The 8328-nt window shown below is 64.5% G+C and carries 8 protein-coding genes; 2 read left to right on the forward strand and 6 right to left on the reverse strand.

Annotated features, from left to right (window positions below):
* Positions 1–12 precede the first annotated feature (12 nt).
* The 5 genes from leuC to MLE27_RS16035 all read right to left on the reverse strand — a co-directional run bounded on the left by leuC (position 13) and on the right by MLE27_RS16035 (position 5058).
* The gene (leuC, locus tag MLE27_RS16015) at positions 13–1272 is read right to left on the reverse strand and encodes a 3-isopropylmalate dehydratase large subunit (protein WP_243313296.1); all 1260 of its coding nucleotides are present in this window, start codon (positions 1270–1272) and stop codon (positions 13–15) included.
* On the reverse strand, positions 1257–2792 hold the full coding sequence (locus MLE27_RS16020; protein WP_243313298.1) for a 2-isopropylmalate synthase: 1536 nt from the start codon (positions 2790–2792) through the stop codon (positions 1257–1259). The genes leuC and MLE27_RS16020 overlap by 16 nt, the downstream gene beginning before the upstream one ends.
* Before the next feature lie 111 nt (positions 2793–2903).
* Positions 2904–3665 (reverse strand): CDP-diacylglycerol--serine O-phosphatidyltransferase, encoded by a 762-nt coding sequence (gene pssA / locus MLE27_RS16025; RefSeq protein WP_243313301.1) that lies wholly within the window; start codon positions 3663–3665, stop codon positions 2904–2906.
* A gap of 31 nt (positions 3666–3696) precedes the next feature.
* The gene (locus MLE27_RS16030; RefSeq protein WP_243313302.1) at positions 3697–4341 is read right to left on the reverse strand and encodes a phosphatidylserine decarboxylase family protein; all 645 of its coding nucleotides are present in this window, start codon (positions 4339–4341) and stop codon (positions 3697–3699) included.
* A gap of 96 nt (positions 4342–4437) precedes the next feature.
* Positions 4438–5058: an HAD family hydrolase gene (locus MLE27_RS16035; RefSeq protein ID WP_243313304.1), complete on the reverse strand. Its 621-nt coding sequence runs from the start codon at positions 5056–5058 to the stop codon at positions 4438–4440.
* A 136-nt stretch (positions 5059–5194) separates the two neighbouring features.
* Here MLE27_RS16035 and MLE27_RS16040 point away from each other — a divergent pair, with 136 nt between their 5' ends.
* Together MLE27_RS16040 and MLE27_RS16045 are read left to right on the forward strand one after the other, a co-directional pair.
* Entirely contained in the window at positions 5195–6157 is a 963-nt protein-coding gene (locus MLE27_RS16040) for a YbgA family protein (RefSeq protein ID WP_243313306.1), read from the forward strand.
* 108 nt (positions 6158–6265) lie between these two features.
* A complete protein-coding gene (locus MLE27_RS16045) occupies positions 6266–7462 on the forward strand; it encodes an anaerobic nitric oxide reductase flavorubredoxin (protein WP_243313308.1) in 1197 nt (398 codons plus the stop codon).
* A 141-nt stretch (positions 7463–7603) separates the two neighbouring features.
* Here the strand turns inward: MLE27_RS16045 and MLE27_RS16050 are convergent, their stop codons facing one another.
* On the reverse strand, positions 7604–7984 hold the full coding sequence (locus MLE27_RS16050; RefSeq protein ID WP_243313310.1) for a hypothetical protein: 381 nt from the start codon (positions 7982–7984) through the stop codon (positions 7604–7606).
* Positions 7985–8328: the final 344 nt, after the last annotated feature.

Raw genomic sequence — 8328 nt, forward strand, 5'->3', positions numbered from 1 at the left:
CCCGTCTTCCTCTTAGATCTTCTCCGGATGGACGATCTCGCCCGCGATGGCCGAAGCGGCGGCCACGGCCGGGCCGGAGAGGTAGACTTCGCTCTGCAGCGAGCCCATGCGCCCCTTGAAGTTGCGGTTGGTGGTGGCGATGGAGCGCTCACCGGCCGCCAGGATGCCCATGTGGCCGCCCAGGCAGGGGCCGCAGGTCGGCGGGCCCACCACGCAGCCGGAGTCCATGAAAATCTCCAGCAAGCCTTCCTTGAGGGACTGCTTCCAGATCGCGGGGGTGGCGGGCAGCACGATGCAGCGCACGTGCTTGGCCACCTTGCGGCCCTTGAGTACCGCGGCGGCTTCGCGCATGTCCTCGATGCGGCCGTTGGTGCAGGAGCCGATAATGGACTGGTCGATGCGGATGCCGACGCACTCGTCCACGGGCTTCACGTTGTCCGGCAGGTGCGGGCAGGCCACGCGGGGGGTGAGCTTGGAGCAGTCGATGACCACCTCGCGCTCGTAGTGCGCGCCCTCGTCGGCGTACAGCTCGGTGTCGCCGGTGCGGCCGGCGGCCTTGGCGTAGGCCAGGGTCTTGGCGTCCACGGGGAACAGGCCGACCTTGCCGCCCGCCTCGATGGCCATGTTGGACATGGTCATGCGCTGCTCGATGGAGAGCTGCTCCACCACGGGGCCGGCGAACTCCAGGGCCTTGTACAGCGCGCCGGACACGCCGATCATGCCGATGAGCTCCAGGATGATGTCCTTGCCGCCGATCCACTTGGGCAGGGTGCCTTCGAGCACCACGCGGATGGTGGGGGGAACCTTGAACCAGGTTTCGCCCATGACCATGGCCGCGGCGATGTCCGTGGAGCCCATGCCGGTGGCGAAGGCGCCCAGGCCGCCGTAGGTGCAGGTGTGAGAGTCCGCGCCGATGACCACGTCGCCGGGGCCCACCAAGCCGAGCTCCGGCAGCAGGGCGTGCTCCACGCCGCAGTCGCCGCCCTCGTAGTAGTGGGTGATGCCTTTGGCCATGGCGAACTCGCGCACCACCTTGACCTGCTCGGCGGAGTCGATGTCCTTGTTGGGGGTGAAGTGGTCGCACACGAGGGCGATCTTGTCCTTGTCGAACACCTCGGTGGCGCCCATCTTGTTGAAGCTCTTGATGGCCAGGGGGGCGGTGATGTCGTTGGCCAGCACGAGGCTCACGCGGCAGCGGACGATCTGGCCGTCCTGGCTGACGGTCTCGTCCGTGTGGCGCTGCAGGATCTTCTGGGCTAAAGTTTGGCGCATTCCCTTTCTTCCTCCTTTTTGGCCAACCGGTTGAGGGCGTTGATGAAAGCTTTGGCGCTGGCGACGATCACGTCGCTGTCCGAGCTTCGGCCGACAGACTTGTGGCCGCCCTCTTCCAGTCGCACGGTCACCTCGCCCTGGGCGTCGGTGCCGCCGGTGACGGCGTTGACCGCGTACTGTTTGAGCACGGGGTTGCGCCCCGTAAGTTGGCTGATTGTGTTGAACACGGCGTCGATGGGGCCGACGCCGAAAGCCGCGAGCTTGCGCTCCTCGCCGTCCACCTCGATGGACAGGGCCGCCGTGGGGGGCATGGCCATGTTGCCCGAGAGCACGGAGAGGTGCTTGAATCTGTACTTGTCCGGCATGCGGTAGATCTTCTCCAGCACGAGGGCTTCCACGTCCTCGGAGAAGATGTTCTTCTTCTTGTCCGCCAGTTCCTTCACCGCATCGGTGACCTCGTTGACCTGCTCATCCGTGAGGGTGAAGCCTAGCTCGTCCAGGCGGGCCTTCACGGCGTTGCGCCCGGAATGCTTGCCCAGCACCATCTCGTTGCCCGCGCGGCCAACGGACTGCGGGGTCATGATCTCGTAGGTCTCGGCGCACTTGAGCACGCCCGCCTGGTGGATGCCGGACTCGTGGGCGAAGGCGTTGCCGCCGATGATCGGCTTGTAGGGCGGGATGGGCTGGCCGATGATCATGGAAAGCAGGCGCGAGGAGGGATAGATCTGCTCGCTCTTGATGCCCGTCTCCAGGTTGTAGTAGCAGCCGCGCGTCTTGAGGGCCATGGACACCTCCTCGATGGAGGCGTTGCCCGCGCGCTCGCCGATGCCGCACAGAGTCACCTCGGCCTGGCGCGCTCCGGCGGAGAGGGCCGCCAGGGTGTTGGCGGCGGCGAGGCCCAGGTCGTTGTGGCAGTGCACGCTGAATATGGCCTTGGAGGCGTTGGGCACCGTCTCCAGCAGGAACTTGATGAGCTCGTAGAACTCCTGCGGCTGGGCGTAGCCCACGGTGTCCGGGATGTTGATGGTGGTTGCCCCGGCGGCGATGGCCTTCTCCACGGCCACGGCCAGGAAGGGCCGCTCCGAACGGGAGGCGTCCTCGCAGGAGAACTCCACGTCCGGCGTCAGGGAGGAGGCGAAGCTCACGGCCTTCTCGATCATCTCCAGCACCTGCTCGGGGCTCTTGTTCAGCTTGTGCTGCATGTGCAGGGGCGAGGTGGCCAGGAAGGTGTGGATGCGCGGCCGGTTGGCGCCCTTGATGGCGTCGTGGCAGCGCTGGATGTCGGAGGTCAGCGCCCGGCACAGCCCGGCCACGGTGACGTTCTTCACGGTGGCGGCGATGGCCTGCACGGCCTGGAAGTCGCCCTCGCTGGCGGCCGGGAACCCGGCCTCGATGACGTCCACCCCGAGGATTTCAAGCTGCTGGGCAAGCCGGATCTTTTCGCCCTGGTTCATGGTCGCGCCGGGAGACTGCTCGCCGTCGCGCAGGGTTGTGTCGAAAATGATGACACGATTGGACATGCTGTTTCTCCACATTAGAGGAAACGAGGTATGGAGCCGGGCCGGAAGGCTTTACTAGCTGACTCGCTTCCGGTTGACAATTGCCTAAATCGCAAAAAAGAGGGTGTTCGGTTAGGATGAGAGCTCTTCGGAAGGCTCTCGTAGCGAGGTGCGGCGAGGCAGAATCACGTAGGTGTAGAAAATGCCGGAGAGGATGTACCCGGCGAAGAGGATGAAGCCCAGCAGCTTGGGCTGCGAGGCCACGAGAACGAAGATGAGGATGGCCGTGACCATCATGGAGAAGGGGTGGGCCTTGATGAGCCCGTACTCCTTGAAGGAGGCGTAGCGCACCCGGCTGACCATCAGGAAGGAGAGCACGTACACCAGGCCCAGGCAGAACTTGGGCATGAAGGTGCTCCACTCAGTGGGCAGGTACTGGGCGAAGAGGTAGAAGGTGGCCACGGTGCAGGCCTGCGCGGGGATGGGCAGGCCCAGGAAGAACTTCTTGTTGGCCGTCTTGGTGATGACGTTGAAACGGGCCAGGCGCAGCGCGCCGCAAGCCACAAGCAGGAAGGAGGCCATGAGCCCCAGGTGCCCGAAGCGGGAGAGCTCCCACTGGTAGACCATGATGGCGGGCGTGACGCCGAAGGCCACCAGGTCGGCCAGGGAGTCGTACTGCACGCCGAAGTCGGAGCTGGTGCCGGTCAGGCGGGCCACCTTGCCGTCCAGCCCGTCGAACACGCAGCTCACCAGGATGGCGATGGCCGTCTGCTCGAACTGGCCGGAGATGGCCCACAACATGCCCATGAACCCCGAGAACAGGCTCGCGGTGGTGAGCAGGTTGGGGAGGATGTATACCCCCCGGGCGGGCGTTTTCTTGGCGGGTTGTTCCATTATGCCTTCATCGTGGCCGCTGGCCGGGGCTTCAGCCCTGACGCGTGGCGATCACGGTCTGTCCGGCCGCTGTGCGCGTCCCGACTGTTACGGCAGGATGATAGTCCCTCGGCAAATAGACGTCAACCCGCGAACCGAACTTGATCATGCCGTAGCGCTGGCCGCGCTCCAGGTGGTCGCCCATCTGGGCCCAGGGGATGATGCGCCGGGCGATGAGCCCCGCGATCTGCACCATGGTCCAGGTGTCGCCCTCCTCGCCGGTGAGCTGCAGGGCCATGCGCTCGTTGTGCTCGGAGGCCTTGTCGAAGCTGGCGTTGAAGTATTTGCCTTCCCAGTAACGCATGGCGCTCACGCGCCCGGTCACGCAGGCCCTGTTCACGTGCACGTTGAACACGTTCATGAAGATGCAGACGACGGTGCGCTCCTCCCCGCTGATGGGGTCTTTGGCCGGGCAGACCTTGATGACCCTGCCGTCGGCGGGGGCCACGGCCAGCCCGGGCTCCGCGGGCACGAAGCGTTCGGGGTCGCGGAAGAAGTTCACCAGCAGGGCAACCACCGCGAGGCCCGCCAGCGCGGCCCAGCACCAGCCGAGCACGGCGAAAACGAACGTGGCCGTGGTGGCCAGGAAGATGGAAGGCCAGCCTTCCGGGGTCATGGAGATCGAGGGTTTGCGCATCGGGGCTATCCTTCGAGATTATTGGTACAGATATTTGGTGGCCTGGCTGTTGGGCTGACTGATTTGCCTGAACCGTGTGCCGCCTCTCAGCCGGGCCTAGCCCAGTGCCTCGGGGCAGATGGTCCGCAGTTCCCTTTCGAAACCGGCCCGTGTTTCATAGAGGATTGCCTTGAGCCCCAGTTCGCGGGCCCGGGCCACGTTGCCGGCGTTGTCGTCCACGAACAGGGCGCGCTCGGGGCGGACACCCAGGTCTTCCAGGGCCATGAGGAAGAAGCGCGGCTCCAGCTTGCTCATGGCATGGTTGTAGCTGTTGTACACCTTGTCGAAATGCCTGAAGAACCCGTAGCGTTCGTCCATCAGCGCCAGCCAGTCCGTCTGGTCGGAGAGGATGGCCGTGCGCACGCCCATGCCGCGAAACCGGTCGGCCAGTTCCAGCATCCAGGGCCGCAGCACGAAACGGGAGAGGATGTCCTCGCGCCAGGCTGCGCTGTCGCCCTCCAGGCCGGTGCGCTGCTTGAACAGATCCCAGAAAGCGGCCTCGCCGGCGCGCCCGAACACGTAGCCGCTGTCCCACACGGCCTTGAGTCCGGCCTGCCAGAGCGCGTGCGGTTCAAGGCCGTGCTCGGCAGCCAGGGCCTTCACGCCCCCGGCGAAGCCCTCCTCGGCGATCACGCCGCCGAAATCGAGCAGCGCGGCTTCTATCTGGCATACAGGCATCGAGAGTTCCACTTACAGCGAAAATTGGGTAGGAAGGGCTCTCTACGTGCTTCCGCGCCCTATTGCAAGGAGCGCCAAGCCTGTTCACCCGCCCCATCCCGGCAGGCGCACGCCGCCGGACAAAGGAGCGCATCAGATGGAATCCCCCCTGCGCCTCGGCGTGAGCGCCTGCCTGCTCGGCCACCCCGTCCGCTACGACGGCGGCCACAAGCACGACCGCTGGATCACCGGCGAACTGGGCAAGCACGTGGCCTTCGCACCTGTGTGCCCCGAGGCCGAGGCGGGCTTCGGCATTCCCCGCGAGGCCATGCGCCTGGTGGGCGACCCCGCCGACCCCAGGCTGGTCACGATCCAAACCGGGCGCGACATGACCCCGGCCATGAAGGAATGGGCCGCCAAACGCCTGGATGAGCTCGCCCTCCAGAACCTCTGCGGGTTCATCTTCAAGAGCCGCTCGCCCTCATCGGGCATGGAGCGCGTGAAGGTCTACCCCGAGAAGGGCGGCCCGGCTGTCAACAAGGGGGTGGGCATCTTCGCCGCGGCCTTCATGAAGCGCTTCCCCCTGCTCCCCGTGGAGGAGGACGGCCGCCTCAATGACGCCCGTCTGCGCGAGAACTTCATCGAGCGCATCTTCACGCTGCGCCGTTGGCGCGAGACGGCCCGCACAATCAGGGAGGGCGCGAGCGCCAGGGAGCTTATCGGATTCCAGGCCCGGCACAAGCTGCTGCTCATGGCCCACAGCCCGGAGAACGCCCGCCTCATGGGCAAGCTGGTGGCCGCGGCCACGAGGGAGAACCTCCCCGGCACCTTGGAGCAATACGAAACACTGTTGCTCAAGACCACCGCCGTTCTGGCAACGGTCCGCAAGCACGTGAACGTGCTGCAGCACATGGCCGGATATTTCAAGAAGCTCATATCGCCCGACGAACGCCAGGAGCTGGCGGAGGTCATCGATGAGTACCGCCAGGGCCTCACGCCTCTGATCGTGCCGCTCACGCTCGTCAACCACCACGTGCGCAAGCACGGCGTCGCATACCTGGCGGAGCAGGCATACCTCCGGCCTCACCCTGTGGAACTCAAGCTGCGCAACTATTATTGATGCTAGACACTGGGTGGTTCATGCGCCGGGCCATCGCCAAGCCGCGCAACCACCGCTTGGATGCAAAACGGCGGGTCAGAGCCCGCCCCAACCCGCGAGGAGAGAACGATGCCCGTTCGGATCAGCGACGTCGTCACCTGGGTCGGCAAGACCGACTGGGAACTGAGGAAATTCCACGGCGAGGAGTACAGCACGCACAGGGGTTCCTCCTACAACTCCTACCTGCTCCGCGCGGAAAAGACCGTGCTCATGGACACGGTGTGGTCGCCCTTCTCACATGAATATGTGGCCGCTCTCGCTGCCGAAGTGGATATGGACAGCATCGACTACGTGGTCGTGAACCATGCCGAACCCGACCACAGCGGCGCATTGTGCGAAGTGATGCGCCGCATCCCTGACGTGCCCATCTACTGCACGGCCAACGGCGTCAAATCCATGCGCGGCATGTACCACAAGGACTGGAACTTCCACCCGGTGAAGACGGGCGACACTTTGAACATCGGCAAGGGCCTGGATCTCGTGTTCGTTGAGGCCCCCATGCTGCATTGGCCCGACACCATGATGAGCTACCTCACTGGAGAAGCCATCCTCTTCAGCAACGACGCTTTTGGGCAACACCTTGCCAGCGAGGGCCTCTACAACGACACAGTGGACACCTGCGAGCTGTATCAGGAGGCCATGAAATACTACGCCAACATCCTCACGCCGTTCAGCAAGCTGGTGACGAAGAAGATACAAGAGTTCGTGGGATTGAACCTGCCGCTGAAGATGATCTGCCCGAGCCACGGCGTCATCTGGCGCGACAACCCCATGCAGATCGCCGAGGCCTACCAGAAGTGGGCGCTGGACTACCAGGAAGACCAGGTGGTCATCCTCTACGACACCATGTGGAACGCCACCCGGCGCATGGCGGAGTTCATCGCGCAGGGGATCAAATCGGCCGCTCCGGGGCTGGCGGTGAAGTGCCTGAACATCGGCAAGAGCGACAAGAACGACGCCATTACGGAGGTCTTCAAGTCCAAGGCCGTTCTGGTCGGCTCTTCCACCATCAACAGGGGGTTCCTCAGTTCTGTGGCGGCCATCCTGGAGGAAATGCGCGGTCTGGCCTTCAAGAACAAAAAGGCGGCGGCCTTCGGCTCCTACGGCTGGAGCGGCGAATCCGTGAAGCAGATCGAGGAGGCCTTGGGAGGGTGCGGATTCGAGGTGATCCAGCCGGGGCTCAAGATGCTCTGGCAGCCCGATGCCGACGGTGAGCGGCAATGCTTCGAGTATGGCGAGTCGATCGGGAGTTCGCTGGCAGGCTGAGGCGTTGAACCCGGGCGCGGCGCATCCCAGGCTGGACGTAAGTCCGGTGCGCGATGCACGCGCCCGGCCAGATCGCGGACCGGGGCCCCTGCCCCGCTGGCGGTCCGAAGGCGCAATACCAGGGAGAGATCAAGCCCCGCCCTACCCCGTCTTGTCAGCGACTTCTCCACCGGGAGCCTCGATCCGCGCCAGGCGGAAACACAACCAGGCTGCGGCGGCCGAGAGAATCCAGATCATCCTGGCCAGGTTCCTGCCCTGCCACAGGCCGCCGAACCAGATGGCGAACTGGTACATCATCACGCCCATCTTGCCGCCGTAGAGTTCCATGCTGCGCATCTGCTGCTTGGAATCGAACGGACTGAGGGGATACGCGCCGCTATCGCTCAATTCGTAGCCGGACACGGGGCCCTTGGCGGAGCCAGCGGTCAGGTACACGGCCAATCCGGCTCCAATTCCGACTATAAGGATGCATGCACCCAACAGCTTGAGCTTTTTGCTCCGGTCCATCTTGGCAATGTTCATACTTGTTGGCTCCAAGCGAGAGGTAGTCCGGGGAGCCTGACGATGCAAGAATGATCGGTTGGTCATGAACACGCAACCCGCTCTGACGCGGCAACGTGGCGAATTCCCGCAAGATACCTGGCGGCCCGGCCCAACGACGCCCTGCCGTTTGTCCAACCGGCATGAGCGTTCCGGCCGCCTGGGGCCTTCACCGCGCCCGCGCCTTCATTTTGCCGCCCCAACGCAGAAAGGCCCGTCTTTCGACGGGCCTTTCTGTTTGGGAAAAGGATCCTGGCAGCGACCTACTTTCCCACCAGCGGTCCTGGCAGTATCATCGGCGAAGGAGGGCTTAACTTCCGAGTTCG

The organism is Fundidesulfovibrio agrisoli, assembly GCF_022808715.1.
GTDB classification, from domain to species: domain Bacteria; phylum Desulfobacterota; class Desulfovibrionia; order Desulfovibrionales; family Desulfovibrionaceae; genus Fundidesulfovibrio; species Fundidesulfovibrio agrisoli.

What these genes read in the sequence shown, in the direction of transcription:
- leuC (WP_243313296.1), bottom strand. Translation starts at nt 1,272, where the DNA reads ATGCGCCAAACTTTAGCCCAGAAGATCCTGCAGCGCCACACGGACGAG.
- MLE27_RS16020 (WP_243313298.1), bottom strand. Translation starts at nt 2,792, where the DNA reads ATGTCCAATCGTGTCATCATTTTCGACACAACCCTGCGCGACGGCGAG.
- pssA (WP_243313301.1), bottom strand. Translation starts at nt 3,665, where the DNA reads ATGGAACAACCCGCCAAGAAAACGCCCGCCCGGGGGGTATACATCCTC.
- MLE27_RS16030 (WP_243313302.1), bottom strand. Translation starts at nt 4,341, where the DNA reads ATGCGCAAACCCTCGATCTCCATGACCCCGGAAGGCTGGCCTTCCATC.
- MLE27_RS16035 (WP_243313304.1), bottom strand. Translation starts at nt 5,058, where the DNA reads ATGCCTGTATGCCAGATAGAAGCCGCGCTGCTCGATTTCGGCGGCGTG.
- MLE27_RS16040 (WP_243313306.1), top strand. Translation starts at nt 5,195, where the DNA reads ATGGAATCCCCCCTGCGCCTCGGCGTGAGCGCCTGCCTGCTCGGCCAC.
- MLE27_RS16045 (WP_243313308.1), top strand. Translation starts at nt 6,266, where the DNA reads ATGCCCGTTCGGATCAGCGACGTCGTCACCTGGGTCGGCAAGACCGAC.
- MLE27_RS16050 (WP_243313310.1), bottom strand. Translation starts at nt 7,984, where the DNA reads ATGAACATTGCCAAGATGGACCGGAGCAAAAAGCTCAAGCTGTTGGGT.